Raw genomic sequence first — 25,954 nt, 5'->3', positions numbered from 1 at the left:
GAGATGACGACACTTCAGACATCAGCGCCCGTGAGGGCTGTTCTCATCGAGAGGCCGCCGCTTTGGTCGCGGCTGAAGTTCAACCGCAACTTCATGGCGCTGTGGTTCATGCTGCCCGCAGCGGCGTTTCTGATCCTGTTCCTGGCCTATCCGCTAGGCTTAGGCGTCTGGATGAGCTTCACCGATGAGCGCATCGGCAGGGGCGGCATTTTCGTCGGCCTTGAGAATTACGAATGGCTCTGGGACGACTCCATCTTCTGGCTCTCGGTGTTCAATACGCTGCTTTATACGATCGTGGCGAGCGCGATCAAATTCGCGATCGGTCTTTATCTCGCATTGCTGTTGAACCGGAACATGCCGCTCAAGGCGATGATCCGCTCGATCGTGCTGATCCCCTTCATCGTGCCGACCGTGCTCTCGGCGATCGCGTTCTGGTGGATCTACGATTCCCAGTTCTCGATCATCTCCTGGTCGCTGATCAAGCTTGGCATCATCGACCACAACATCAATTTTCTCGGCGATTCCAATTGGGCGCGCGGCAGCGTGATTTTCGCCAATATCTGGCGCGGCGTGCCCTTCGTGGCGATCACGTTGCTCGCCGGCCTTCAGACCGTGTCGCCCTCGCTCTATGAGGCCGCGACGCTGGACGGCGCCACCAACTGGCAGCGCTTCCGCTACATCACCTATCCGCTGCTGACCCCGATCATCGCGGTCGTGATGACCTTCTCGGTGCTGTTCACCTTTACCGACTTCCAGCTGATCTGGGCGCTGACCCGCGGCGGGCCGGTCAACGCCACGCATCTGATGGCGACCCTGAGCTATCAGCGCGGCATCATCTCCGGCCGTCTGGGTGAGGGGGCGGCGATTGCCACCGCCATGATCCCGTTCCTGCTCGCCGCGATTGCGATTTCCTGGTTCGGCATGCAGCGCCGCAAATGGCAGCAAGGATCGAACAATGACTGATTCCGTGTTGCCATCGAAAACCCCGGTGGTCGTTGCGACCGACGACAGCGATGGCATGAGCTATCTGGAATCGCTGCCGCGCCGGGTGGTGACCCTCTATATCCCGCTGGGTCTGATCCTGATCGTTCTGCTGTTTCCGTTCTACTGGATGGCGCTGACCTCGATCAAGCCCGACGAACAACTGATCGACATGAACACCTACAATCCGTTCTGGGTGGTTCATCCGACCTTCAAGCACATCAGCAAGCTGTTGTTCGAGACGCAATATCCGCGCTGGCTCTGGAATACGATGTACGTCGCGGTCGGCGCTACCACGCTCTCGATCATTGCGAGTGTGCTCGCGGCCTATGCGATCGTGCGTCTGCGCTTCAAGGGCGCCGACACCGTTGGCGTCCTGATCTTCTTCGCCTATCTGGTGCCGCCCTCGATCCTGTTCATTCCGCTGGCTTCGGTGATCCAGGCCTACGGCCTGTTCGACTCGCCGCTGTCGCTGATTCTGGTTTATCCGACACTGCTGATTCCGTTCTCGACCTGGCTGTTGATGGGATACTTCAAGACCATTCCCTTCGAGCTTGAGGAATGCGCGCTGATCGACGGCGCCTCGCGATGGCAGATCCTGACCCGGATCGTGGTGCCGCTCGCCATTCCCGGCCTGATCTCGGCCTTCATCTTCTCTTTTACGCTGTGCTGGAACGAGTTCATCTACGCCTTGACGTTCCTGCAATCGACGCCGAACAAGACCGTGCCAGTGGCGATCGTGAATGAGTTCGTCGACGGCGACATCTACAAATGGGGCTCGCTGATGGCGGGCGCACTGGTCGGGTCGCTGCCGCTTGTCATCCTCTATGCCTTCTTCGTCGAGCACTACGTGTCGGCGATGACCGGAGCCGTGAAAGAGTGACCGGCGCAAACACCCGATCCTGAGGAGCGCGCACTTGGCGCGCGTCTCGAAGGATGACAGTTTGCGCGTTCAGTAGCCATCCCTCGAGACGCATCGCTTTCGCGATGCTCCTCAGGATGAGGCAAGTAAGAACAAAAAGGAGTGAACGTTTTGCATATTCTGGTTCTCGGAGCCGCCGGCATGGTCGGGCGCAAATTGGTCGAGCGGTTGCTCAGGGATGGCCGGCTCGGCACAAGTGACATCACGCGGATGACGCTGCATGACGTGGTGGCGCCGAAGCAGCCGGAGAAGGCTGGATTTCCGGTCGAGACCATGGCCGGTGACTTCGCGTTGCCGGGCGTCGCCGAAAAACTGATCGCCGGCCGCCCCGACGTGATCTTCCATCTCGCGGCGATCGTCTCGGGCGAAGCCGAACTCGATTTCGACAAGGGCTACCGCATCAATCTCGACGGCACGCGGATGCTGTTCGATGCGATCCGGCTGGTCGGCGGCGGTTACAAGCCGCGCGTGGTCTTTACCTCGTCGATCGCCGTATTTGGCGCGCCGTTCCCGGATGCCATTAGCGATGAGTTCTTCAATACGCCGCTCTTGAGCTACGGCACCCAGAAAGCCATCGGGGAGCTGTTGCTCGCCGATTACACCCGGCGCGGTTTCATGGACGGCGTCGGCATTCGCCTGCCGACAATCAACATTCGCCCCGGACTTCCGAACAAGGCGGCCTCCGGTTTCTTCTCCGGCATTTTGCGCGAACCGCTCGCGGGCAAGGAAGCTATTTTGCCGGTATCAGAGGATGTCAGGCATTGGCATGCTTCGCCACGCTCGGCGGTAGGCTTTCTCGTTCACGCCGCGACCTTGGATACCGCTAAGGTTGGCCCGCGCCGCAACCTTACCATGCCTGGAATATCCGCAACCGTCGGTGAGCAGATCGCAGCACTCAAGCGGGTCGCCGGCGACAAGGTTGCGGCGCGCATCAAGCGCGAGCCGGACCCGTTTATTGTCGGGATCGTCGCCGGATGGCCGCGGAATTTCGATCCCAAGCGGGCGCTTGAATTGGGATTTACGACAGCGGAAAAAACATTCGACGACATCATCCGGATTCACATCGACGACGAATTGGGTGGTAAGTTCGCCACCTGATTTTTCTAATCTTTAAGGAGACCCACCATGACAGCCAGCATCGTCGGATGGGCGCATACGCCCTTTGGCAAATTCGACACCGAGACCGTCGAGAGCCTGGTGGTCAAGGTCGCCAACGAAGCGTTGGCTGATGCGGGCATCTCTGCTGCGGACGTCGACGAAATCGTGCTCGGCCATTTCAATGCGGGGTTTTCGCCGCAGGATTTCACCGCCGCCTTGGTGTTGCAGGCCGATCCGAACCTGCGTTTCAAGCCGGCGACACGGGTCGAGAATGCCTGCGCGACCGGCTCTGCCGCCGTGCATCAGGGAATCCGGGCGATTGCCTCGCGGGCTGCCAAGATCGTACTGGTGGTCGGCGTCGAGCAGATGACGCGGACGCCTCCCGCCGAGATCGGGCGCAATCTCCTGCGCGCGTCGTATCTGCCAGAGGACGGCGATACGCCGGGCGGCTTTGCCGGCGTGTTCGGCAAGATCGCGCAAGGCTATTTCCAGAAATACGGCGACCAGTCGGATGCGCTCGCCATGATCGCGGCGAAGAACCACAAGAACGGCGTCGCCAACCCCTATGCGCAGATGCGCAAGGATTTCGGCTACGAATTCTGCCGCTCCGAAAGCGAGAAGAATCCGTATGTTGCGGGTCCGCTCAAGCGCACCGATTGCTCGCTGGTATCGGATGGCGCCGCCGCGCTGGTGCTGGTTGATTCCGATACTGCGAAATCCATGGGCAAGGCGGTGAACGTTCGCGCCACCGCGCACGCCCAGGATTTCCTGCCGATGTCCAAGCGCGACATCCTGCAATTCGAAGGCTGCTCGGTCGCCTGGCAGCGCGCGCTCGAGAAAGCCGGCATCGGGCTTTCTGATCTTTCCTTTGTCGAGACCCACGACTGCTTCACGGTTGCCGAATTGATCGAATATGAGGCGATGGGGCTGACGCCGCGGGGGCAGGGCGCCCGTGCGATCAAAGAAGGCTGGACGCAAAAGGATGGCAAGCTGCCGGTCAATCCGTCCGGTGGATTGAAGGCCAAGGGCCACCCGATCGGCGCGACCGGCGTCTCCATGCACGTGATGACCGCGATGCAGCTCTTAGGGCAAGCGCCGGAGGGCATGCAGCTCGCCAATGTCAAGCTCGGCGGCATCTTCAATATGGGCGGAGCAGCGGTCGCCAACTACGTCTCGATCCTGGAGCCCGCGAAGTAGGCGAGGCGTGACGCGATGAACATCGCCTGTTGGCTCGCCGCAACGGCAAAACTTCGGCCCGAGGCACCGGCGCTTCTGACCGGCTTCGATCTCGACGCGGATTACCAGACCTTTGCGCGCCGCGCATCTGCCATCGGCGCCGCGCTGGCGCGTGACCATGGTATTGCGCCCGGCGATCGCGTTGCGGTGTTTGCTTCCAACTGCACGCAATATCTCGAATGCCTCTACGGCATCTGGTGGATGGGTGCGGCCGCGATCCCGATCAATGCCAAGTTACACGGTCGCGAAGCCGCGTGGATTTGCAGCGATGCCGGCGCGAAGCTGGCGTTCGTCTCCGATGACACGGTCGAAGCGCTCAACGAGACGAAAGCCGACCTGCGGCCGTCGATGAAGCTGATCTCGCTCGATTGCGAGGCCTATCGCGCCATGCGCGAGGGTGAGGGGGAGCCTGCGCCGCTTGCCCGCGAGATCGATGATCTTGCCTGGCTGTTCTATACCTCCGGCACGACGGGGCGGCCGAAAGGCGTGATGCTCAGCCACGGCAATCTGGTCGCGGCGTCGACGTGTTATCTCATCGATGTCGATCCGGCGACGCCGAAAGACGCCTCGCTCTATGCAGCGCCGATCTCGCATGGCGCAGGCCTTTATAATTTTCCGCACACCCGCATGGGCGGGCGGCACGTCGTTCCGGAGTCCGGCGGTTTCGATCCGGACGAGGTGCTCAACCTCGCCCGTCAGCTCGATAACGTCGTGATGTTCGGCGCGCCGACCATGGTCCGCCGTCTGGTCGATGCCGCCAAGCGCCGCGGCGAAAACGGCGAAGGTATCCGCACCATCATCTATGGCGGCGGGCCGATGTATCTCGCAGACATTCGCGAGGCCATCGCGGTCATGGGGCAGCGCTTTGTGCAGATCTACGGCCAGGGTGAATCGCCGATGACGATCACAGCGCTCGGCCGCGAATGGCATAAGAAGACCGACCATCCGCGTTATCTGGAACGTCTGGCTTCGGTCGGAACCGCGCAGAGCGTGATGTCGGTCCGTATCACGGGCAAGGACAGCAAGCCGTTGCCGGTGGGCGAAACCGGAGAGGTCGAAGCCAAGGGCACCGCCGTGATGCTCGGCTACTGGAACAATCCGACGGCCAATGCCGAGACGCTGAAAGACGGCTGGCTGCGCACTGGCGACGTCGGATGCCTCGACGAGGACGGTTTCCTCACGCTCTCCGACCGCTCCAAGGACGTCATCATTTCCGGTGGCACCAACATCTATCCGCGCGAGGTGGAAGAAGCGCTCCTGACCCATGACGACGTGCGTGAGGTCTCGGCGATCGGCGTGCCCGATCCGGACTGGGGCGAGATCGTCGTCGCCTGCGTGGTACTGGAGGAGGGCACCGCCCCCGATGACGCCAAGCTGGACGCGCATTGCCTGACTTCGATAGCGCGCTTCAAGCGGCCGAAGCGCTATGTTTATCTCGATGCATTGCCGAAAAATAACTACGGCAAGGTGCTCAAGACCGAGCTGCGGCTGATGATGGCGAAACCGTAAAGACGCGGCCGTTCTTCGCATGCGCCCATACGCTTGCCGGCCTTGATCTTGCCGATGGCCTGACGTTACTAGATTTCGTGCCGTCACAGAGCGGCTTCGTGTCGGGAGCAGGCAAACCATGGGACCGCTGGAGGGCGTCAAGGTCGTCGATATGACGACCGTGCTGATGGGGCCCTATGCCACCCAGATGCTCGGGGACTACGGCGCCGACGTCATCAAGGTCGAGAGCCTCGACGGCGACGTGACGCGGCTGATCGGCCCGACGCGGCATTCCGGCATGGGACCGGTGTTCCTCAACACCAACCGCAGCAAACGCTCGATCGCGCTCGATTTGAAGAAGCCAAGCGGTCGTGACGCGGTGCTGCGGCTGATCCAATCCGCCGACGTGCTGGTCTACAACGTGCGGCCACAGGCGATGGCGCGCCTGCAACTCGGCTACGACGTCGTCTCGAAGATCAATCCGCGACTGATCTATGCCGGCGTGTTCGGCTTTGGTCAGGATGGTCCCTATGCCGCGAAGCCCGCCTATGACGATCTCATTCAGGGCGCGACCGCGTTGCCGGCGCTGATGGCGCAAACCGGCGACGGCGTTCCGCGTTATGTGCCGAACGCGCTGGTCGATCGCATCGTGGGCTTAACCGCGGTTGGCGCGATTTGCGCGAGCCTCGTGCATCGCGACCGCACCGGGCGCGGCCAGCGCCTGGACATTCCGATGTTTGAGACCATGGCCGGGTTCGTCATGGGCGATCACATGGGCGGTCTGACCTATGAGCCGCCGCTCGATAAGGGAGGCTATGCACGGCATCTGTCGCGCGACCGACGGCCCTACAAGACTTCGGACGGCTATATCTGCGTGATCGTCTATAACGACAAGCAGTGGGCGAGCTTCTTTGAGGCCACCGGCCGCGACGACCTGCGCCGCGATCCGACCTTTTCGACGTTTGCCGGCCGCTCCACCAATATCGACGCTGTTTATGCCGAACTCGCCCGTATCTTCACAACACGCACGACGGCCGAATGGCTCGAGCTGCTGACGAAGGCCGATATACCCGTGATGCCGATGCATGACCTCGAAAGCATGTTGCATGATCCGCATCTCGCCTCGACCGGATTCTTTCCCATCGTCGATCATCCGAGCGAGGGCAAAATTCGCAGCATGAAAGCTTCCGCGCGCTGGTCGGAAAGCCCGAGCCAGCCGTCCCGGTTGGCGCCGCGCCTGAACGAGCATGGCGGCGAAATCCTGAAAGAGGCTGGATTTTCCGAAGACGAAATCGCTACGCTGGTGCGTGAGGGCGCTACGCTCGCCGCCCCAGATTCGGTCACGGGCTAATCGCATGGATTTCGCACTGACAACCAACCAGGAATCGATCCGCGATGCGGTCGCAAAGATCTGCGCGCGCTTCGACGATGCCTATTGGCTGAAGAAGGACAAGGAAGGCGGATATCCGGCCGACTTCCACAAGGCGCTGGCGGACGCCGGCTGGCTCGGCATCTGTATCCCCGAGGAATATGGCGGCTCCGGTCTCGGCATCCTCGATGCTGCGATCATGATGCACACGATCGCCAGATCCGGCGCCGGCATGTCAGGCGCTTCCGCCGTGCATATGAACGTGTTCGGGCTCAATCCTGTCGTCGTGTTCGGCACTAAGGAACAATGTGAGAGGATGCTGCCGCCGATCGTATCGGGCGCGCAACGCTCCTGCTTTGCCGTCACCGAACCCAACACCGGGCTCAACACCACGCAGCTGAAAACGCGCGCGGTGCGCAAGGGCGACAAATACGTCGTCAACGGACAGAAGGTCTGGATCTCGACCGCGCAGGTAGCCGAGAAGATTCTTTTGCTCGCGCGCACCACGCCGCCGGAAGAAGTCAAAAACCCGACCCACGGCCTCAGCCTGTTCTATACCGATTTCGATCGCAGCCGCATTTCGGTGCACGAAATCGAAAAGATGGGCCGCAAGGCGGTCGATTCCAACGAACTCTTCATCGAGGATTTCGAAATCCCGCTGCAAGATCGCCTCGGCGAAGAGGGAAAGGGTTTTGAATACATCCTGCACGGGATGAATCCCGAGCGCATCCTGATTGCGGCTGAGGCTGTCGGGCTTGGGCAGTTGGCGCTGTCACGCGCCTCCGCCTACGCCAAGGAGCGCAACGTGTTCAACCGCCCAATCGGGAAGAACCAGGCGATCCAGCATCCGCTTGCCGAAAACTGGACGGAGCTGGAGGCTGCCTGGCTGATGACGCTAAAGGCCGCCTGGCAATACGATCAGGGAGAGCCGTGTGGACCGGCGGCCAATGCCGCAAAATATCTCGCCGGCGAGGCCGGCTTCCATGCTTGCGAACAGGCCGTGATGACCCATGGCGGCTTCGGCTATGCCAAGGAATTTCATGTCGAGCGTTACTTTCGCGAATCGCTGATCCCGCGCATCGCCCCGATCAGCCCGCAGCTCATCTTAAGTTTTATCGCCGAAAAGGTGCTGGGCTTGCCCAAGTCGTATTGAGGCAGCCATCTCCCTTGGCAAATCGCAGGCTTGCAAATCACAAGGCACGTTAAGGAACCATCATGACCCGTCTGAAGGCCGCGCTCGACCCGCGCTCCGTCGCCATCATCGGCGCCTCGGAAAATCCCAACAAGGTCGGTGGCCGGCCGGTGCACTATCTCGACAAGTTCGGATTCAAGGGCAAGATATTCCCGATCAATCCGTCGCGCACCGAGGTACAGGGCCACAAGTGTTACAAGAGCCTGGGCGATCTCCCGGAAGCACCTGAGATGGTGATCGTGGCGGTCGCGGGCGACAACGCCATCGGCACCGTGGACGACTGCGCCGCGCACGGCGTCAAATGCGCTGTCGTGATGGCGTCGGGTTTCGGTGAGGTCGATGCGGTTGCCGGCAAGGCGAAAGAGCGGCGCATGGTCGAGGTCGCGCACAAGGCCGGCATGCGCATCGTCGGTCCGAACTCGCAAGGACTTGCCAATTTCGGCACCGGGACGATCGCAAGCTTCTCCACCATGTTCATGGAGATGGAGGCCTCGGAAGGGCAGGGTCATGTCGCGATGCTGAGCCAGAGCGGCGCGCTCTCCTCGGTCCCGGTCGGATTCCTGCGCGAACGCGGCATCGCCGTGCGCCATACGCATGCGACCGGCAACGACGCCGATATCTCGGTCGGCGAACTCGCAGTCGCGGTCGCCGAAGACCCCGAAGTCAAGCTGCTGCTGCTTTATCTCGAAAGCATTCCCGACACAAAATATCTGGAAGAACTCGCTTCGGTGGCGTTGAAGCGCGACCTGCCGATCATCGCGCTGAAGTCCGGCCGCTCGGAAGCCGGCCGTCAGGCGGCGCAGTCGCACACCGGCGCGCTTGCCAATGAAGATCGCGTCGTCGACGTGTTTTTCGAACAGCACGGCATCTGGCGCGCGCCCGACATGCGCGGCCTTGTGGAGGCGACCGAGCTTTACCTGAAAGGCTGGAAGCCGATGGGCCGGCGGCTCGTCGCCATCAGCAATTCCGGTGCGGTCTGTGTCATGACCGCGGATGCGGCCACCAATGTCGGCATGCCGATGGCCAAACTCTCCCCCGAGACCGACCAGAAGCTGAAGGGAATTTTGCCGAGCTTTGCGACCACGGTGAACCCGATCGATCTGACGGCCGCGCTGTTGTCCAACAGCCGCCTGTTCGGCGACATCCTTCCCGTCATCGCCGAAGACCCCGCGGCCGACGCGTTCCTGATTGGCGTTCCCGTCGCAGGACCCGGCTACGATGTCGAGGCGTTTGCGCGCGATGCGGCCGTCTTCGGCAAACAGACCGGAAAGCCGCTGGTGATCGCGGCGACGCAAAAGAGCGTTGCCGATCAATTCGCCGCCGAGGGTTCATCGGTGTTTCCGACCGAAACCGAGGCCGTCACGGCGCTGCACCAATTTTTGGCGCATCGCGAATTGATGGTGCGAACGAAGACGCGCCAGGCGCAGGGCTCATACGCCCGCGCGCCATGGGTGCCAGCGGCGGCGACCACCATGCTCAACGAAGCCGACAGTCTTGCTTTGCTGGCTTTGCGCGGCGTCCCCGTGGTGGCGCATCGGCTCTGCCGGTCCCGCGCGGAGGCGATTGCCGCCTTCGAGACCATCGGCGGCCCGGTCGTGGTCAAGGGCTGCTCGGCCGATATCGCGCATAAATCCGAGCTTGGGCTCGTCAAGCTTGGCGTCGCGAGCCGCGAGGAAGCCGGCGAGGTCTGGGCCCAGATGGAAGCGATCATCCGCAAGCACGGTGCGCGGTTCGATGGCGTCATCGTGGCAGCGATGGCCCGTGGACGCCGCGAGATCATGATTGGCGCGCATAGAGACCCCGTCTTCGGTCCCGTGGTGGCGGTCGGCGACGGCGGCAAATATGTCGAGATTTTCCGCGATACCGCGCTGCTGCTGCCGCCTTTTTCAAGGGAAGAGACGAAGGCAGCACTTCACAGGCTCAAGGTCGCGCCGTTGTTTGCGGGCGTCCGCGGGGAGCCGCCGATGGATGTGGATGCACTTTGCGACGCCGTGATGCGGATCGGCGAGCTGATGTTGGACCCCACGGCGAAAGTCGTAAGCCTCGATCTCAATCCGGTGCTGCTCGACAGCGCCGGCAAAGGCTGCGTGGTCGTGGATGCGGTTGTTTTTCAGGGATGATTCGGCAAGCCGATCCGAACGGTGGTCGCGAACGCAACGAAGCAATCCCCCAAGGCTACGCGGAACCTAGCGCCCCGGATTGCTTCGTCGCATTCGCGTAACCCCGCGCGCTTGCGGCGAGGTGATTTCACCGCACGTAGAGGACGACGCTGGCAATGACGAGCATGGCCGTCACTGCCATCATCTGCGCGAGTGCCTCCGAGGTCGCCCTTTTGGTGGCGTCCTTCATGCCGTTCTCCCTAGACTCGGGCCTGGGTGACCCGGATATGGGCGCGTTTCATCGTGGCCCGCAAAGGCCCGACAACCGCCTGGATTTTACTCGGAACACCCCACGACGAGTATTCGCTTTGATTGAGTCCCCACTCAGCGAACATCGACGGGGGCAAGGTCGTTTAGCAATAAGGCGGCATTTTGGCTCGCCTGTAGCGGGTTTATGCGCGCGGCAAGGAATTTTGGAAGCGGCCAGGCTTGCTGGCGCTAGTGGAGTGGATTTGACATTCGCCCCCCGCAACCGCGAACTCGCCAGCGAATGTCAAATCCAAAACTCCACTAGAAACCTGTATTTGCGAGGGAGCCTTTGATTCTAACATTTGAAAAAGTGGCCGCCTCATCGGGATACAAATGTTGCAATAGGACCACTCGTACCAGCCGTTGATCGACCAAGGCGGCAAGGATACGGTTTTTGGAAATCCGCCGGCTGACGCGGCGGTTCAAAACATATGCTGGAGGTGACCCATGGCCCGTATCGAGTATTGCGACACGTCGAAATCGAACGAACGGACGAAGGAAATTCTGGGCAAAAACCGCAACGCCAATATCTTTCGCATGATGGCGCACTCGCCGAGCTATTTCGAACAATATTGCCGATTGGGTGGCGCGATCCGCCACCGTGGCGAACTCGACCCGGTCGTGCGGGAGCTCGCGATCACGCGAACCGGAATCCTGTGCGAGGCGGAATACGAGGTCGTGGCCCACAAGCGGATCGGCAGGAATGTGGGTGTCACCGACGAGCAGAACGCAGCGCTCGACGACTGGCAGGCGGCGAGCTGCTTCAACGAAGTGCAGCGGGCAGCGCTTGCCTTTACCGATGAGATCATCCGCCTTCGTCGTCCGACCGACGCGACGTTCAGCGCGATAGCCGCGAAACTGACCCCGGCCGCGCTTGTCGAGTTGCAACTCTCGGTGGGCTTCTACATCATGACCTCGAAGTTTCTGGAAACCTTCGATATCGATCTGCAGCCGGTGGAAGAAGTGGTCTGAGTAAGACGTTCCCGTCTCGACGATCGCCGATAGGTCTCTGTCTGCGCGGCAAGCTGGCAAACGCGCCTGCCGCTTCGTGAGTGGTGACGGCAATCATGGGTTCCGTGTTTCGCTATGCGAACGGAGCGTGCATTTTTCAAAACCCTGATGTTGCCGGCTTGCAGTTGTCGCATCCACCCGCCTGAGCTACCTTCTTCTCAAAGCGGAATTAAGTTCCGCTATGCGGAATACGGGGAGGATTGGAATGGGGCGACGCTCGGAGCGGCTGAGCAAGCAGGGAGCGCTTGCCCATGAAGCGGCCGGCGAGGGCGATGTCATTCAGGTGGTGTCGCGGGCGTTCGACATTTTGCGGTGCTTCGAAGGACATGAAGCACGGTTAGGCAATCTGGAAATCTCCAGCCGCTGCGGCCTGCCGCGCTCGACCGTCTCGCGCTTGACGCACACGCTGACGCGGATGGGCCAGCTGGTTTATCTGCCGCGCGACCAGAAATACCGCATCGGTCCAAGCGCGGTTGCCATGAGCACCTCGATGATGCGCGGCTTGCAGTTGCGCCACCTGATCCGCATGCGCCTGCAGGAAGTCGCCGAGCACCTTCCGGGGACGGTGGGCTTTGTCATTCCCGATCGTTTCCATCTGGTCTACCTCGAGGTCGGCCGCGCCGCCAACGCGATCGGCCTTTCATCGACGTCGGGTAGCCGCATTGCTATCGCGAGCACCGCCGCCGGTCACGCTTATGCCGCCGCGCTGGCGCCGGAGGCCGCAGAAATCCTGCTTGCGGACATGGAGCGCGAGATTCCCGAAAGCGCCAAACTGCTGCGGCCGCGTCTTGATGCGGATCGCCACGCCTTGCGCGAGCGCGGCTACGTCACGGTGTGTGGCGTCTGGAGCCCGCACATCAACGGCCTGGCCGTTCCGTTGTGGTCGCCGCAGTATCAGACCTACGTCGTCGTCACGATCGGCCTGCTTTCCAACCTCTATGACGAGATGCGTCTCCACAGGGACGTCGCGCCGCAAATGCTGGAGTTGAGCCTGTCCATTCGGGCTATGCTAGAAGATGGCGAAAGCGCGCTGTTTGCCCAGCGCGCGGCAGGCGAGCCGCATTAAGGCTCCAACCCCTAGAAACCTGCATTTGTTAGTGGTTCTATCACTCCAGCACTCGCAGCCTGCGACGGTTTGCGCGAATGTTGAAGTTGTAAAACCACTGGTCCGTTTTGGAGACATTCGATGACCTGGAAGCCGGAGCTCGATGAACTGGCCCGGCGCGAAGCCTTTGCCCGCCAGATGGGCGGCGCCGACAAGGTCAAACGCCAGCGCGACCAGGGCAGGCTCACCGTTCGCGAGCGCATCGACGGCCTGCTCGATCGCGACAGCTTTCACGAAGTCGGCGCCATCTCCGGCACCGCGGAATATGACGAGAAGGGTGAGCTGAAGAACGTCACCCCGGCCAATTGCGTCTTTGGCCGCGGCAAGGTCGATGGCCGCACCGTGGTCGTGGTCGGCGATGACTTCACGGTGCGCGGCGGCTCGGCGGACGCCTCGATTTCGGCCAAGCCGCTGATGGCCGAGGAAATGGCGCATGATTTTCGGCTGCCGATCATCCGCCTGATCGAAGGCTCGGGCGGCGGGGGTTCAGTGAAGACCATCGAGACCAAGGGCGCGGCCAATCTGCCGGGCGGCGTCGGTGGCACGCGGTGGTACGCGTATACGACCGCGAACCTCGCCCGCGTGCCGGTGGTTGGGCTGGGGCTCGGCTCGGTCGCGGGCCTCGGCGCGGCGCGGCTGGCCGCCAGCCACTATTCCGTGATGACCAAAAGCTCCGCCATGTTCGTCGCGGGGCCGCCGGTGGTGAAGCGGTTGGGCCAGGATCTCGGCAAGCAGGAACTGGGCGGGGCGGATATTCAGACCCGCGCCGGTAGCATCGATCAGGCGGTGGAGACCGAGGAGGAGGCTTTTGCCTGCGCCAGGCGCTTCCTGTCCTACCTGCCGCAGTCGGTCTACGAGTTGCCGACGACGGTTGCCTGCAACGACGATCCGGAACGCGTCGAGGAATCGTTATTGACGGCGGTCCCGCGCAACCGCCGTCAGGTCTACAAGATGCGGCCGATCATCAATGCCGTCGTCGACAAGGATTCATTCTTCGAGGTCGCTGCGAATTTCGGCCGGCCGGTCATCACGGGGCTGGCGCGTCTGGAGGGCAGGCCGGTGTTGGTACTCGCCAGCGATTCCTTTCACTATGGCGGATCGTGGACGGCGGACGCCTGTCAGAAAGTCGTCCGCTGGGTCGACTTCGCGGAGACCTTCCATCTGCCGGTGGTCTATCTGATGGACTGCCCCGGTTTCATGATCGGGCTCGAGGCCGAAAAGGCCGCTACCATCCGTCACGGCGTGCGCGCGATGGCCGCCGTGAACCAGACCACCGTTCCCTGGTGCACCGTCATCGTGCGCAATTCCTTTGGCGTTGCCGGTGTCGTGCATCAGCCTGCGGGGCGGTTTTCAATGCGCTATGCCTGGCCCTCGGCCTATTGGGGTTCGCTGCCGCTCGAAGGCGGGATCGAGGCGGCCTATCGCGCCGACATCGACGCGGCGGACGATCCGCAGGCGAAACTCGAAGAAATCGAGGAACGGCTGAACAAGCTTCGCTCGCCGTTCCGTTCGGCCGAAAAGTTCTGGGTCGAGGAGATCATCGACCCGCGCAACACCCGCTCGCTGCTCTGCGAGTTCGCCCGCCTCGCCGAGCCGCTGCGCAAGGCGGGCCCGGTAACCAATATGGCGATCAGGCCGTAGCGGTCTTCGCGATAGCCGGCTTTGGCACACGCGCGATCGCCAGCACGATCACCGACGCCACCACGCACAGCGCGCCGGCAAAGAAGAAGGCCGGCAGGTAGGTCGACAGCAACGTGCGCGACAGCCCGGCGCCGAAGGCCGCAAAGGCCGCACCAATCTGGTGGCCGGCGAAAACCCAGCCGAACACAAGATTGGCCCGCTCGGCGCCGAAACGCTGCGCCGTCAACCGTACCGTCGGCGGCACCGTGGCGATCCAGTCGAGCCCGTAAAACATCGCAAACAGCGACAGGCCATAGAACGAGAAGTCCGTGAATGGCAACATTAGCAGCGAGAGACCGCGCAGGCCGTAGTACCAGAACAGAAGCCAGCGGTTATCGTAACGGTCGGACAGCCAGCCCGAAAAGATGGTGCCGAAGAAGTCGAACACGCCCATGGCGGCGAGCAGGCTCGCGGCCTGCACCTGTGGAATGCCGAAATCGAGGCACATCGGGATCAGATGAACCTGGACCAGACCGTTGGTAGAAGCGCCGCAGATGAAGAACGTCGCAAACAGAATCCAGAAAGTCCGCGTCTTGGCCGCTTCGCGCAGTGTGCCGAGCGCGGCCGCCATGATCGGCGCGTTGCTTGGCGGCGGCGCTGGCAGCGGCTCGGTGCCCTGATCGCCGAACGGACGTAATCCGACATCGCTCGGCCGGTCGCGCATCAGCATGAGCACGGCAAAAGCCGCCACCCCCAGCATCGCGCAAACGATGGACAGTGCGATGCGCCAGCCGAACCGTTCGGTGACGCTGGCAAGCATCGGTAGGAACACCAGTTGTCCGGTTGCAACGCTTGCGGTCAAAATCCCGACCACGAGGCCGCGCCGCGCATTGAACCAGCGTGCGGCGATCGTCGCGCCCAAGACCAGCGCGGTCATTCCGGTGCCGATGCCGATCACGACGCCCCACAACAGCAGCAAATGCCAGACCTTCGTCATGGCGAGCGAAGCCACCAGCGCGGAGGCCACGATAAGAAGCGCCGACAGCGCAACGTTGCGCAGGCCGTAACGGTTCATCAGCGCGGCCGCGAACGGCGCCATCAGCCCGAACAGAATGAAGCGGATCGACAGCGCCGAGGATATTTCGGCTGTGCTCCAGCCGAATTCACGCTGTAGCGGGACGATGAAGACGCCGGGCGCGCCGACAGCGCCGGCCGTGATCAATGCGGTGAGAAAGGTCACGCCGACCATCACCCAGCCGTAGTGAATGTTGCGGCGGGCGAGAGCCGATGAGAGCCAGTTTGAAATCAATGTTGTCGTCTCCGGGGAGAGTTATCTTGGTTGGTTACAGGTGCATATTGACGCAATCGTTGCGTGACCGAAATGGCTAAGTTCCCTCATTTTCGGACATCGTCTTTTGTCAAGATGATATCCGCTCGACCGCAACAGCGGTCGCTTCGCCGCCGCCGATGCACAACGCGGCCACGCCGCGCCTGAGATTTTTCGCCTCAAGCGCATGCAGCAGCGTAACGATCAGCCGGGCGCCTGTTGCGCCGATGGGGTGACCGAGCGCGCAGGCGCCGCCATTGATGTTGAGTTTCTCTCTGGGAATGCCGAGGTCGCGCTGCGCGGCCATGGCGACCACCGCGAATGCCTCGTTGATCTCGAACAGATCGACATCGTCAACGCTCCAGCCGGCCTTGTCTAGCACTTTGCGGATCGCCGGGATCGGCGCCGTCGTGAACCACTGCGGCTCCTGGCTATGGGTGGCGTGAGCCTTGATTTCGGCCAGTGTGGGCAGACCATCGCGATCCGCCAGCGAGCGCTTGGCAAGCACGAACGCGGCGGCGCCGTCGGCGTTCGCCGAGGACGCGGCCGGCGTAATCGTGCCGTTGGCGCGGAACGCCGGCTTCAGGCCGGGAATCTTGGCGGCATCGACCTTCAACGGAATTTCGTCGTTGCCGACAATGCGCGAACCCGTCTTGTCTTTCACGGTTAAAGCAGCGATCTCGGCCTTGAACGCGCCGCCTTGCACTGCGTTACGGGCGCGCGTCAGCGTTTCCATCGCATAAGCGTCCTGGTCCTTCCGCGTGAACTGATAGGTCTCCGCGGTGGCTTCGCCGAAATCGCCCATCGAACGGCCGGCCTCATAGGCATCCTCGAGGCCGTCGAGCAGCATATGATCGATAATCCGATCATGTCCGGCGCGATATCCGCCGCGCGCTTTCGCCAGCAGATAGGGCGCATTCGTCATGCTCTCCATGCCGCCTGATACGACGATCTCGGCAGATCCGGCACGGATGATGTCGTGGGCGAGCATCGTGGCTTTCATCCCGGAGCCGCAGACCTTGTTGATGGTGGTGGCGCCGGTGGCATCCGGCAATCCGGCGCCGCGGGCGGCCTGTCGTGCCGGAGCCTGGCCCTGTCCGGCCGGCAGCACGCAGCCCATGAAGACTTCATCGACTCGCTCCGGCGAAAGCCCGGCACGTTCGAGCGAGGCGGCGATCACGTGGGAGCCGAGTTGGTGGGCGGAAAACGGCGAAAGCTCGCCCATGAAGCGGCCAAGCGGCGTGCGGACGGCGGAAACGATGACAACGGGATCGGATGTTGTGGCCATGCGTGCACTCCATCGGGACGAGGTAATTGGATTACAGCTATCATATGATGCAGTGCAAAATTCCGCAACGGATCACGGCGATGACAACTACACATCGGTCGGATGACAAAATGTCTTGATCGGCGGCCGCGGCGCTCGTTGCCGACTGCGAGCCGTCCGTCACCGCTTCCGGTCGATGAAGGCCTGCATCAGCCGTGTCGGCTCGTCGGTCAGGAACGAACGGCCGAATGTGCCGACGCTCAGATTGATCGATTCCGTCAGCGGCAGTTCTTCCCATTGCCGGAGCAGGGCTTTTTGCGCGCGTAGCGCTTCCGGGCCGGCTTTCAGCAGCGCATCGATCACTTTTTCGACAGCTTCATCAAGACCGCCTTCCGGCGCGACCACGTCGACAAGTCCCCAGGCAAGTGCCGTGGCGGCATCGATGGTTTCGGCCGTCATGATCAGCCAGCGGGCGCGGCCCCAGCCGATAAGACGCGGCAACACGGCTGCATGAATCACGCTCGGAATCCCGACGCGGACCTCCGGCATGCCGAATTTGGCGTCGTATCCCGCAATGCGGAAATCGCAGGCGGCCGCGACTTCAAGCCCGCCGCCGAGGCACCAGCCGGGCATCCGCGCGATCACCGGCGCGGGGAAGGTTCGCACCGCCTCGCATAGATCGCGCAAGCCGGTGATGAATTTCTCCGCCGATTTCTGATCGAGGCGGGCCATCTCCTTGATATCGGCGCCGCCGATCATGCTTTTCGGGCTTTCGCCGGCAAGGATGAGAGCGCGGATCTGACGATCCGGCGCCAGCGCCTCGAGCCCTTCGCGGACGGCCCGGATCGCTTCGGACCCCAGGATATTCAGCGGGCCCGCCTTGCAAATCGTCAGGCGAACGACCCCGCGGGAATCGCGCTCGATGCCGCAATGGGGGGTGAGCATTTGCATGGCGCCCTCGTGACCTGAAAGGATAAATCGCAGTTCTCTGCCAAAGGATCGCAGTTCCCTGCCAAAGGCCGGTCTTGTCAAGATCGGAGCCGGGCGTGAATGCCAGATCTGTCCAAGGCGTTTTCTCGAAAAGGCAAGGGGCCAAAATCGGAACACTTGCCAAAATTAAGATGCAGCATTTCGTAGCGGCTGATGTTAAAAGGACGCTGCCGTCATTATATGATTTCGAACATATCATGGGATTTCGATGCGGTACTCCAGAGAACACAAGTTTCAGACCCACGAGCGGATCGTGAAGAAGGCGTCGGTCAAGCTCCGCGAAAAGGGAGCGCATGGCATCGGTGTTGCCGATCTCATGAAGGATGCCGGCCTGACCCATGGCGGATTTTATGCGCATTTCGATTCGCGCGATGCGTTGGTGATCGAAGCCTTCACGCATGCGATGGACCGCTCGACCGCGCGCTGGCGAAAACTGTCGGAGGAAACGCCGGTCGAAAAGCGCCTGTCGAAGATCGTCAATACCTATCTCGCCCCCGTTCACCGCGACGATCTCGGCCATGGCTGTGCGGTGCCGGCGCTGGCAGCGGAGATCGCCCGGGAAAGCGCCAAGACGCGGCGGGTATTTTCCGGCCGGATGGAGCAGATGATCGACATGCTCGCTGAACAGTTTCATGGCATGCCGCGCAAGGCGGCGCGAAAAGAGGCGGTGGCCGCGCTCGCCACCATGATGGGGTCTTTGGTGATGGCCCGCGTTGCCGGCAACGGCGAGCTTTCCGAGGAAATCCTCAAATCGGGCCGCGACGCCGTGCTTGGCCGGGCGAACCCTGTGGCGAAAAAACCGGCCAAAAAGGCGACCACCTCGATGTGATGCGAAATTACCGCATTCGACATTGGTCGTATGGCTGCCGGAAAGACCACAGATCGTTGTTTTCGCGCATTCCTCGTCCGCTGAAAACACCTTTCCAAACACGCTAAAGCCTGCAAGATGTTGCCAAAATCGGCACTCGGATTTCTTGGAGGAACGCATGCGTAAGATTGGGCATTTCATTGGCGGCCGTGAGGTTGCGGGCACATCCGGCCGGTTTGCTGATGTTTTCGAGCCTATGACCGGCGATGTGCAGGCCCAGGTCGCGCTCGCCTCCAAGGCGGAATTGCGCGCCGCCGTCGAGAATGCCCGTGCTGCACAGCCTGAATGGGCCGCGACCAATCCGCAGCGCCGGGCGCGCGTGATGATGAAGTTCCTTGAACTCGCGCAACGCGACTACGACAAGCTCGCCGACGTTCTGGCGCGTGAGCACGGCAAGACCGTTCCCGACGCCAAAGGCGACATTCAGCGCGGCCTTGAGGTCGTCGAGTTTGCCTGCGGCATTCCCCATCTGATGAAGGGCGAATATACCGAAGGTGCCGGTCCCGGCATCGACATCTACTCGCTCCGCCAGCCCTTGGGTGTGGTGGCCGGCATTACGCCGTTCAATTTCCCGGCGATGATTCCGATGTGGAAGTTTGCCCCCGCTATCGCCTGCGGCAATGCGTTTATCCTGAAGCCGTCCGAGCGCGATCCCGGCGTGCCGATGATGCTGGCGCAGCTGATGATCGAGGCCGGCCTGCCGGCGGGCATCCTCAACGTCGTCAATGGCGACAAGGAAGCAGTGGATGCGATCCTCGACGATCCCGATATCAAGGCGGTCGGCTTTGTCGGCTCGTCGCCGATCGCACAATATATCTATGAGCGCGCGGCGGCCAGCGGCAAGCGCTGCCAGTGTTTTGGCGGCGCCAAGAACCACGCCATCGTGATGCCCGACGCCGACATGGACCAGGCGGTCGACGCCTTGATCGGTGCCGGCTACGGCTCAGCCGGTGAGCGCTGCATGGCGGTCTCGGTCGCCGTGCCCGTCGGCAAGACCACCGCCGACCGGCTGATGGAAAAGCTGATCCCGCGTGTTGAATCGCTCAAGATCGGAACCTCGATCGATCCGTCGGCCGACTACGGTCCGCTGGTCACCAGGGAGGCGGTTGAGAAGGTCAGGAATTATATCGATATCGGCGTCAAGGAGGGCGCGACGCTTGCCGTCGACGGCCGCGGCTTCAAGATGCAGGGCTACGAGAAGGGCTTCTATCTCGGCGGTTGCCTGTTCGACAACGTCACCAAGGATATGCGCATCTACAAGGAAGAGATTTTCGGCCCCGTATTGTCCGTGGTCCGCGCCAAGGATTATGCGGAGGCGCTCGCGCTGCCGTCGGATCACGACTACGGCAACGGCGTTGCGATCTTCACCCGTGACGGTGATGCCGCGCGCGACTTCGCCGCCAAGGTCAATGTCGGCATGGTCGGCATCAACGTGCCGATCCCGGTGCCGATTGCTTATTACACCTTCGGCGGCTGGAAGAAATCAGGTTTCGGCGATCTCAACCAACACGGCCCGGATTCGATCCGCTTCTACACCAAGACCAAGACGGTAACCTCGCGCTGGCCGTCCGGCGTCAAGGAGGGTGCGGAGTTCTCGATCCCGACGATGAACTGACCCAGAACAGCCTCTTCGAGGAGAGCGCCGGGCGCAGATGCAATTCGCACTCACCGAGGACCAGATTGCGGTTCGCGACATGGCGCGGGATTTTGCCGCGGAGAAAATCGCGCCGCATGCGATCCGTTGGGACGAGGAGAAGCATTTCCCGGTTGACGTGATGCGCGAGGCCGCCAAGCTCGGCATCGGCGGCATCTACATCCGCGACGATGTCGGCGGCTCGGCGCTGACGCGTTTCGACGCGGCGCTGATCTTTGAAGCGCTGGCGCAGGGCTGCCCGACGGTGTCGGCCTTCATTTCGATCCACAACATGTCAGCCTGGATGATCGATGCCTTTGGCAACGAGGCCCAGCGAAAGCAATGGCTGCCGAAACTTTGCACGATGGAATATCTTGCCAGCTACTGCCTGACCGAGCCGGGATCGGGGTCGGACGCGGCCGCGTTGCGCACCCGCGCGCTGCGCGACGGCGATCACTACGTCCTCAACGGCCAGAAACAGTTCATCTCCGGCGCAGGCAAGGGCGATCTCTACGTCGTGATGGTGCGGACCGGCGAGGGCGGGCCCGGCGGCATTTCCACGCTCGTCGTTGAAGGCGATACGCCCGGCCTGTCGCTCGGCGCCAACGAGCGCAAGATGGGCTGGAACGCGCAGCCGACGCGTGCGGTGATCTTTGAGAACGCTCGCGTGCCGGTCGCCAACCGGCTCGGCGAGGAAGGTATCGGCTTCAAGATCGCGATGGCCGGCCTTGACGGCGGCCGCATCAACATCGCGGCCTGTTCGCTCGGTGGCGCGCAAAATGCGCTCGATCGCACGCTCTCCTACATGAATGAGCGCAAGGCGTTCGGAAAACGCCTCGATGAATTCCAGGCTTTGCAGTTTCGCATCGCCGACATGGCGACCGAACTCGAAGCGGCCCGGACTTTCGTCTGGCGCGCCGCAGCCGCGCTCGACCGCAAGGACGCGGACGCCACGATGCTGTGCGCGATGGCCAAGCGTTTCGGCACCGACGTCGGTTTCGAGGTCGCCAATCAGGCGCTGCAACTGCATGGCGGTTACGGCTACCTTAGCGAATACGGTATCGAAAAGATCGTGCGCGACTTGCGCGTGCACCAGATTCTGGAAGGCACCAACGAGATCATGCGGCTGATCGTGGCGCGCAAGCTGGTCGAGGGTGCGCGATGACGGCGCCGGCGGTGGTTGCGGAAACCGCGGGCGATCTGATCGTGCGGCGCGAGGGCGCGGCCGGGATCATCCGGTTGAACCGGCCGAAGGCTATCAATGCGATGACGTATGAAATGTCGCTCGGCATCGATGCGGCGCTCGACCGCTTCGAGTCCGATCCGGCCGTTGCCGTGGTGATACTGGAAGGCGCTGGCGAGCGCGGCCTGTGCGCGGGCGGCGACATCCGCGGGCTCTACGAAAGCTCAAAGGCCGGCGGCGATCTCGGCAAGATGTTCTGGCGTCAGGAATACGTCATGAACGCCCGGATTGCCAAATATCCAAAGCCGTATGTGGCTTTCATGGATGGTTTGGTGATGGGCGGCGGCGTCGGGCTGTCTGGGCATGCGCGCCACCGCGTCGTCACCGAGAAGACGAAACTGGCGATGCCTGAAGTGGGTCTCGGATTTTTCCCCGATGTCGGCGGCACATGGCTACTGACGCGCATCCACGGCGAAATCGGCACGTTTTTTGGGCTGACCGGGCAGACCATGAATGGGCCGGATGCGGTCTTTGCCCGATTCGCCGACGCGGTCGTGCCATCGGCAAAACTGCCTGCGCTACGCGCGGCGTTGACGGCGCTGCGGCCTGGCGCGACCTCGGCTGAGGTCGACAACGTCATCGCGGGTTCTGCGAGCGGTGAAAGCACAGGCCCGATCGCAAGCAAGCAGGCCTCGATCGACCGCTGGTTTGCGCATGACCGGATGGAGGATATTTTCAGCACGCTCACGCGCGACGATTCGGGGTTCGCGCGATCGACGCTCAATGTGCTGAACGAGAAGTCGCCGCGCGGCATGATCGTGACGTTGAAATTGCTGCGGCTGGCGCGCGGCTCTTCGTCGCTGGAGGAATGTCTGGTGCGGGAATATCGCGCCGCGCTGGAGGTCTTTCGCAGCGATGATTTTCGCGAAGGCGTGCGTGCGGCCGTCATCGACAAGGATCGCAATCCCAGATGGTCGCCGCCTCGAGTTGAGGACGTGACGCCGGAAATGTTGGCCCCGTATTTCGGGGAAATCGGTGCCGACGAACTGGTATTCTAGAACAAAAACAGAAACCGAAAGCGGAGGAGTTGAGAGATGGCCAGCATTGCATTCATCGGTCTTGGCAATATGGGCGGCCCGATGGCGGCCAATCTCGTCAAGGCTGGCCACAAGGTGATCGCCTTCGATCTCGTCGCGGCGTCGCGCGATCAGGCCAAAGCGGATGGCGCAGCCATCGCCGAGAGTTCGATCGCTTCCGTCAAGGGCGCCGAGGTCGTCATCACGATGCTGCCGGCGGGCAAGCATGTGCTTTCAGTCTGGCAGGAAGTGCTGCCGGCCATGGCCAAAGGCTCGCTTATCATCGACTGCTCGACGATCGACGTCGAAAGCGCCAAGGAGGCCCATGCCCTGGCGTCCAAACATGGCGTAGCCTCCATCGATGCGCCAGTCTCCGGCGGCACCGGCGGCGCGAAGGGCGCGACACTTACGTTTATGTGTGGCGGCGAAGATAAGGCGTTTGCAGTAGCCAAGCCGGTGCTGGAAAAAATGGGCAAGAAGATCGTTCATTGCGGCGGCGCGGGTGCAGGGCAGGCGGCCAAGATCTGCAACAACATGATCCTCGGCATTTCCATGATCGCGGTGAGCGAGGGGTTTGCGCTCGCGGAAAAATTGGGCTTGTCGCATCAGGCGCTGTTCGACGTCGCCTCGACCTCGTCCGGGCAATGCTGGTCGCTGACATCCTATTGCCCGGTGCCCGGCCCGGTGCCGGCCTCTCCAGCCAATAACGGCTACAAGCCCGGCTTCGCCTCGGCCCTGATGGTGAAGGACATGACGTTGGCACAGGACGCGGCTCAGGCGTCGGGCGCTGTGACCCCGCTCGGGAAACACGCGCAGGAGATCTACAAGGCGTTCGACGCCGCCGGCAACGGCGCAGTCGATTTTTCGGGGATTATCCGGCACGTCAGAGAATTGGCCGGCAAATAGAGCTGCACCAATGACAACCTTTCAGGAAGCCCGCGCCTTTCTCCTGAAGCACCGGACCGATTACGACAAGGCCGTTGCCGGTTTCCGCTGGCCTGATGCGGTTCCATTCAACTGGGCGCTGGACTGGTTCGATGCGGAATTGGCGCGCGATCCGCGAAGCCGGGATCGTCCGGCGCTCTGGATCGTCGATGCCGGCAGCCACCGCGAGACCAGGCTATCTTTTGCCGTGCTGTCGCGGCGGTCCAATCAGGTCGCGAATTTTCTTCGGGCGCAGGGCTTAAAGCGCGGCGATCATCTGTTGCTGCTGCTTGGCAACGTCGTTCCACTCTGGGAAACCATGCTGGCGGCGATCAAGCTCGGCGTGGTCGTGATTCCGGCGACTACCTTGCTAACGCCGGACGAATTGCACGACCGGCTCGACCGCGGCCGCGCGCGGGTGGTGGTCGCGACGCAAGACCAGATCGGTAAATTTGCCGGCCTCGGCAGCGAGAAACTCGTGCGCGTTGTCGTCAATGCGGCCTCGCCGCAGGAGGGGTGGCTTGCTTTCGAGACGTCCGCGGATTTTCCCGAAAGCTTTGCGCCTGACGGGCCGACCGGTCCCGAAGATCCGATGCTGCTTTATTTCACCTCCGGCACCACCGCAAAGCCGAAACTGGTCCGTCATAGCCAGCGCAGCTATCCAGTCGGGGGTCTCTCGACCATGTACTGGTTGGGGCTGCAGCCAGGCGACATCCACCTGAACATTTCCTCGCCGGGCTGGGCCAAGCACGCCTGGAGCTGTTTTTTTGCGCCATGGAATGCGGGCGCGACCGTGTTCGTGGTCAACCAGCCACGCTTTGACGCCAAAGGCTTACTTGCCACCATCGGCCGTTGCGGCGTCACGACGCTTTGCGCGCCGCCGACGGTATGGCGGCTGTTCATTCAGGAGAGGCTCGCCGACTTCAACGTGTCGCTGCGCGAGGTGTGCGGCGCGGGCGAGCCGCTCAATCCCGAAGTGATCGACCAAGTGCGCACGGCCTGGGGCCTGACCATCCGCGACGGCTACGGCCAGACCGAGACCACGGCGCTCGCCGGCAATTCACCGGGCCAGAAGGTAAAGGTCGGATCGATGGGGCGGCCGTTGCCCGGCTGGCGCGTCGAGGTTACCGACGCCGACGGCCACGCCGCTCAGGAAGGCGAAATCACGCTCCGGCTCGGCGCCGACCGTCCCGCGGGCCTGATGCAGGGCTATGAGGGCGAGTACGGCAAGCTTTCGGGCGCCGACGGCGCGTTTTATCGCAGCGGCGACGTCGTATTCGTCGACGACGACGGCTATTTCACTTTCGTTGGCCGGTCCGATGACGTGTTCAAATCATCCGACTACCGCATCAGCCCGTTCGAGCTCGAAAGCGTGCTGCTGGAACATGAGCTGGTCGCCGAAGCGGCGGTGGTGCCGAGCCCGGATCCGATCCGGCTCGCAATCCCGAAAGCCTACGTCCTTTTGGTGCCGGGCACGGAGCGCTCGAGCGATACCGCGCGATCGATCTTCCAGCATCTGCTCGCGCGGCTTGCGCCGTTCAAGCGTATCAGGCGCATTGAACTCGTGAGCGAATTGCCGAAGACGATTTCCGGCAAAATCCGGCGGGTACAGCTGCGCCGCCTCGAGCACGATAATATTCGCAGCGATTCGCTGCGCGGCGACGAGTTCCGCGAGGAGGACTTTCCTGAATTGCAGAAAGCACGCTCGGTCGGATCGGAAAATCAGTAAATGAACGAGGTCTGGAAAAAGCCGCCAGTTTCGCTTGAGACGTACCGGGCCATGGTCGGACACGAGATCGGCGTATCGTCCTGGCATCTGGTCGATCAGGGCCGGATCGACGTCTATGCCGACGTGATCGAGGATCATCAGTTCATCCATGTCGATCCCGAACGCGCCAAACGTGAGACGTCATTTGGCGCAACGGTCGCCCACGGTTTTTTGACGATGTCGCTGCTCAGCATCATGTCCTATGAGGTGATGCCGGTGATAGAAGGCACGACGATGGGCGTCAATTACGGCTTCGACAAACTGCGATTTGTTTCCCCCGTGAAATCCGGCTCGCGCGTGCGCGGGCGGTTTACGTTGATGGAAGCGAAGCTGCGCAAGCCAAAGGAGCTGCAATCGCTCACCCATGTGTCAGTCGAAATCGAAGGCGAAGAAAAGCCTGCGCTGGTGGCCGACTGGATCGGCTTGATTTACTTTGCTTGAACGCCGTTCGTCATTGCCGGGCTTGACCCGGCAATCCATCGCTGGTC

21 protein-coding genes are annotated in these 25,954 nt (G+C 62.1%); 18 read left to right on the top strand and 3 right to left on the bottom strand.

Annotated features, from left to right (window positions below; translation table 11 throughout):
- The first annotated feature begins 3 nt into the window (after nucleotides 1-3).
- From ABSE61_RS19945 to ABSE61_RS19895, 11 genes are all read left to right on the top strand, one after another.
- Nucleotides 4-963 (top strand): carbohydrate ABC transporter permease, encoded by a 960-nt coding sequence (locus ABSE61_RS19945; protein WP_423872853.1) that lies wholly within the window; start codon nucleotides 4-6, stop codon nucleotides 961-963.
- On the top strand, nucleotides 956-1,864 hold the full coding sequence (locus tag ABSE61_RS19940) for a carbohydrate ABC transporter permease (RefSeq protein ID WP_423872852.1): 909 nt from the start codon (nucleotides 956-958) through the stop codon (nucleotides 1,862-1,864). Before ABSE61_RS19945 ends, ABSE61_RS19940 begins: the two co-directional genes overlap by 8 nt.
- 150 nt (nucleotides 1,865-2,014) lie before the next feature.
- Nucleotides 2,015-3,001, top strand: a complete 987-nt coding sequence (denD, locus tag ABSE61_RS19935; RefSeq protein ID WP_423872869.1) for a D-erythronate dehydrogenase — start codon at nucleotides 2,015-2,017, stop codon at nucleotides 2,999-3,001.
- A gap of 27 nt (nucleotides 3,002-3,028) precedes the next feature.
- On the top strand, nucleotides 3,029-4,198 hold the full coding sequence (locus tag ABSE61_RS19930; RefSeq protein WP_423872851.1) for an acetyl-CoA acetyltransferase: 1,170 nt from the start codon (nucleotides 3,029-3,031) through the stop codon (nucleotides 4,196-4,198).
- A gap of 15 nt (nucleotides 4,199-4,213) precedes the next feature.
- Complete coding sequence (locus ABSE61_RS19925; protein ID WP_423872850.1) at nucleotides 4,214-5,746, top strand: class I adenylate-forming enzyme family protein; 1,533 nt, start codon at nucleotides 4,214-4,216, stop codon at nucleotides 5,744-5,746.
- A gap of 118 nt (nucleotides 5,747-5,864) precedes the next feature.
- A complete protein-coding gene (locus tag ABSE61_RS19920; protein WP_423872849.1) occupies nucleotides 5,865-7,076 on the top strand; it encodes a CaiB/BaiF CoA transferase family protein in 1,212 nt (403 codons plus the stop codon).
- Nucleotides 7,077-7,080: 4 nt separating this feature from the next.
- Nucleotides 7,081-8,247: an acyl-CoA dehydrogenase family protein gene (locus ABSE61_RS19915; protein WP_423872848.1), complete on the top strand. Its 1,167-nt coding sequence runs from the start codon at nucleotides 7,081-7,083 to the stop codon at nucleotides 8,245-8,247.
- 62 nt (nucleotides 8,248-8,309) lie between these two features.
- Nucleotides 8,310-10,406 carry an acetate--CoA ligase family protein gene (locus tag ABSE61_RS19910; protein ID WP_423872847.1) on the top strand — a complete coding sequence of 699 codons (2,097 nt, stop codon included), beginning with the start codon at nucleotides 8,310-8,312 and terminating at the stop codon, nucleotides 10,404-10,406.
- A gap of 735 nt (nucleotides 10,407-11,141) precedes the next feature.
- Nucleotides 11,142-11,666: a carboxymuconolactone decarboxylase family protein gene (locus ABSE61_RS19905; protein WP_423872846.1), complete on the top strand. Its 525-nt coding sequence runs from the start codon at nucleotides 11,142-11,144 to the stop codon at nucleotides 11,664-11,666.
- Nucleotides 11,667-11,910: 244 nt separating this feature from the next.
- Entirely contained in the window at nucleotides 11,911-12,771 is an 861-nt protein-coding gene (locus ABSE61_RS19900) for an IclR family transcriptional regulator (RefSeq protein ID WP_423872845.1), read from the top strand.
- A gap of 120 nt (nucleotides 12,772-12,891) precedes the next feature.
- Nucleotides 12,892-14,451 (top strand): acyl-CoA carboxylase subunit beta, encoded by a 1,560-nt coding sequence (locus ABSE61_RS19895; RefSeq protein WP_423872844.1) that lies wholly within the window; start codon nucleotides 12,892-12,894, stop codon nucleotides 14,449-14,451.
- On the opposite strand, the gene ABSE61_RS19890 is transcribed toward ABSE61_RS19895, so the two are convergent.
- The 3 genes from ABSE61_RS19890 to ABSE61_RS19880 form a co-directional block, all read right to left on the bottom strand.
- Nucleotides 14,441-15,739: an MFS transporter gene (locus ABSE61_RS19890; protein ID WP_423872843.1), complete on the bottom strand. Its 1,299-nt coding sequence runs from the start codon at nucleotides 15,737-15,739 to the stop codon at nucleotides 14,441-14,443. The two genes, ABSE61_RS19895 and ABSE61_RS19890, sit on opposite strands and share 11 nt — an antisense overlap.
- 109 nt (nucleotides 15,740-15,848) lie before the next feature.
- Nucleotides 15,849-17,045, bottom strand: coding sequence for an acetyl-CoA C-acyltransferase (locus ABSE61_RS19885; RefSeq protein ID WP_423872842.1), 1,197 nt, complete (start codon nucleotides 17,043-17,045; stop codon nucleotides 15,849-15,851).
- A 159-nt stretch (nucleotides 17,046-17,204) separates the two neighbouring features.
- Nucleotides 17,205-17,975, bottom strand: a complete 771-nt coding sequence (locus ABSE61_RS19880) for an enoyl-CoA hydratase (RefSeq protein ID WP_423872841.1) — start codon at nucleotides 17,973-17,975, stop codon at nucleotides 17,205-17,207.
- Nucleotides 17,976-18,222: 247 nt separating this feature from the next.
- On the opposite strand from ABSE61_RS19880, the gene ABSE61_RS19875 reads away from it, so the two are divergent.
- From ABSE61_RS19875 to ABSE61_RS19845, 7 genes are all read left to right on the top strand, one after another.
- A complete protein-coding gene (locus ABSE61_RS19875) occupies nucleotides 18,223-18,843 on the top strand; it encodes a TetR/AcrR family transcriptional regulator (RefSeq protein WP_423872840.1) in 621 nt (206 codons plus the stop codon).
- A 157-nt stretch (nucleotides 18,844-19,000) separates the two neighbouring features.
- Nucleotides 19,001-20,497: a CoA-acylating methylmalonate-semialdehyde dehydrogenase gene (locus ABSE61_RS19870; protein WP_423872839.1), complete on the top strand. Its 1,497-nt coding sequence runs from the start codon at nucleotides 19,001-19,003 to the stop codon at nucleotides 20,495-20,497.
- Between the two features lie 37 nt (nucleotides 20,498-20,534).
- A complete protein-coding gene (locus ABSE61_RS19865) occupies nucleotides 20,535-21,680 on the top strand; it encodes an isobutyryl-CoA dehydrogenase (RefSeq protein ID WP_423872838.1) in 1,146 nt (381 codons plus the stop codon).
- Nucleotides 21,677-22,756: an enoyl-CoA hydratase/isomerase family protein gene (locus ABSE61_RS19860; protein ID WP_423872837.1), complete on the top strand. Its 1,080-nt coding sequence runs from the start codon at nucleotides 21,677-21,679 to the stop codon at nucleotides 22,754-22,756. The genes ABSE61_RS19865 and ABSE61_RS19860 overlap by 4 nt, the downstream gene beginning before the upstream one ends.
- A 36-nt stretch (nucleotides 22,757-22,792) precedes the next feature.
- Nucleotides 22,793-23,680 carry a 3-hydroxyisobutyrate dehydrogenase gene (gene mmsB / locus ABSE61_RS19855; protein ID WP_423872836.1) on the top strand — a complete coding sequence of 296 codons (888 nt, stop codon included), beginning with the start codon at nucleotides 22,793-22,795 and terminating at the stop codon, nucleotides 23,678-23,680.
- 10 nt (nucleotides 23,681-23,690) lie between these two features.
- Nucleotides 23,691-25,427 (top strand): AMP-binding protein, encoded by a 1,737-nt coding sequence (locus ABSE61_RS19850; protein ID WP_423872835.1) that lies wholly within the window; start codon nucleotides 23,691-23,693, stop codon nucleotides 25,425-25,427.
- Complete coding sequence (locus ABSE61_RS19845) at nucleotides 25,428-25,907, top strand: MaoC family dehydratase (protein ID WP_423872834.1); 480 nt, start codon at nucleotides 25,428-25,430, stop codon at nucleotides 25,905-25,907.
- Nucleotides 25,908-25,954: the final 47 nt, after the last annotated feature.

Origin of the sequence: Bradyrhizobium sp. (assembly GCF_049519115.1) — a bacterium.
Taxonomy (GTDB): Bacteria; Pseudomonadota; Alphaproteobacteria; order Rhizobiales; family Xanthobacteraceae; genus Bradyrhizobium.
This window is presented reverse-complemented; position numbering and strand designations above follow the sequence as displayed.

Bases quoted from the DNA above. Each gene is read 5' to 3' on its own strand.
- ABSE61_RS19910 (WP_423872847.1), top strand. From the start codon at position 8,310: ATGACCCGTCTGAAGGCCGCGCTCGACCCGCGCTCCGTCGCCATCATC.
- ABSE61_RS19880 (WP_423872841.1), bottom strand. From the start codon at position 17,975: ATGCAAATGCTCACCCCCCATTGCGGCATCGAGCGCGATTCCCGCGGG.
- ABSE61_RS19930 (WP_423872851.1), top strand. From the start codon at position 3,029: ATGACAGCCAGCATCGTCGGATGGGCGCATACGCCCTTTGGCAAATTC.
- ABSE61_RS19870 (WP_423872839.1), top strand. From the start codon at position 19,001: ATGCGTAAGATTGGGCATTTCATTGGCGGCCGTGAGGTTGCGGGCACA.
- mmsB (WP_423872836.1), top strand. From the start codon at position 22,793: ATGGCCAGCATTGCATTCATCGGTCTTGGCAATATGGGCGGCCCGATG.
- ABSE61_RS19885 (WP_423872842.1), bottom strand. From the start codon at position 17,045: ATGGCCACAACATCCGATCCCGTTGTCATCGTTTCCGCCGTCCGCACG.
- ABSE61_RS19905 (WP_423872846.1), top strand. From the start codon at position 11,142: ATGGCCCGTATCGAGTATTGCGACACGTCGAAATCGAACGAACGGACG.
- ABSE61_RS19945 (WP_423872853.1), top strand. From the start codon at position 4: ATGACGACACTTCAGACATCAGCGCCCGTGAGGGCTGTTCTCATCGAG.
- ABSE61_RS19920 (WP_423872849.1), top strand. From the start codon at position 5,865: ATGGGACCGCTGGAGGGCGTCAAGGTCGTCGATATGACGACCGTGCTG.
- ABSE61_RS19940 (WP_423872852.1), top strand. From the start codon at position 956: ATGACTGATTCCGTGTTGCCATCGAAAACCCCGGTGGTCGTTGCGACC.
- ABSE61_RS19915 (WP_423872848.1), top strand. From the start codon at position 7,081: ATGGATTTCGCACTGACAACCAACCAGGAATCGATCCGCGATGCGGTC.
- ABSE61_RS19875 (WP_423872840.1), top strand. From the start codon at position 18,223: ATGCGGTACTCCAGAGAACACAAGTTTCAGACCCACGAGCGGATCGTG.
- ABSE61_RS19925 (WP_423872850.1), top strand. From the start codon at position 4,214: ATGAACATCGCCTGTTGGCTCGCCGCAACGGCAAAACTTCGGCCCGAG.
- ABSE61_RS19860 (WP_423872837.1), top strand. From the start codon at position 21,677: ATGACGGCGCCGGCGGTGGTTGCGGAAACCGCGGGCGATCTGATCGTG.
- ABSE61_RS19865 (WP_423872838.1), top strand. From the start codon at position 20,535: ATGCAATTCGCACTCACCGAGGACCAGATTGCGGTTCGCGACATGGCG.
- ABSE61_RS19900 (WP_423872845.1), top strand. From the start codon at position 11,911: ATGGGGCGACGCTCGGAGCGGCTGAGCAAGCAGGGAGCGCTTGCCCAT.
- ABSE61_RS19895 (WP_423872844.1), top strand. From the start codon at position 12,892: ATGACCTGGAAGCCGGAGCTCGATGAACTGGCCCGGCGCGAAGCCTTT.
- ABSE61_RS19845 (WP_423872834.1), top strand. From the start codon at position 25,428: ATGAACGAGGTCTGGAAAAAGCCGCCAGTTTCGCTTGAGACGTACCGG.
- ABSE61_RS19850 (WP_423872835.1), top strand. From the start codon at position 23,691: ATGACAACCTTTCAGGAAGCCCGCGCCTTTCTCCTGAAGCACCGGACC.